This is a genomic window from Paraburkholderia sp. JHI2823 (assembly GCF_038900695.1).
In the GTDB taxonomy this organism is placed as follows: Bacteria; Pseudomonadota; Gammaproteobacteria; order Burkholderiales; family Burkholderiaceae; genus Paraburkholderia; species Paraburkholderia mimosarum.
In genome coordinates this window covers 1-480 of the sequence record NZ_JAYMRY010000221.1, presented here as the reverse complement: position 1 = coordinate 480, position 480 = coordinate 1, and the positions used below count along the sequence as shown (strand labels likewise).

The 480-nt window shown below is 69.4% G+C and carries 1 pseudogene; it reads left to right on the top strand.

What is annotated here, in order from left to right:
* Positions 1-480 (top strand): annotated as a pseudogene (locus VSR34_RS38385) (AraC family transcriptional regulator); the annotation flags it as partial.

The window sequence follows — 480 nt, the reverse complement described above, 5'->3', positions numbered from 1 at the left end:
CATCTGGACCGATCGTATCGACACGCGCTATGGAACGGGCTTCGACGTCCTTTTCATTGCCGGCGGTCATGGCGCGCATGAGGCGGCCCGCGACCAGCGCCTGCTCGGCTGGCTGCGCTCGGTGCAGGCACGCACTCGTGCGATCGAAACCATCGGCGAAGGGCGGCTCGTGCTGGAGGCGGCCAATCCGGGCGACCCCGAGGCGCTGCAAATCGGCCGCTACGGCCGCGGCGGGGCGGACGCTATCCTCAGCGCGTCCAACGATCGCAATGACGGCGCCCGCAGCGCGCTCATGTTCATCAAGCGCGATCTTGGCGCAGAACTGGCGCGCAGCGTCGCCGAACGCGTGATGCCTGGCATGGCTGCGACGTGGGTTCCGCTGCCGGCCGAGGGCGGCACGCTGAGCGTGGCGGAAAAAATCCGCGCGGCCGCGCGCTGGATGGAAGCGAACTGCGACCGTCCGGTGTCGGTTGCCGACGC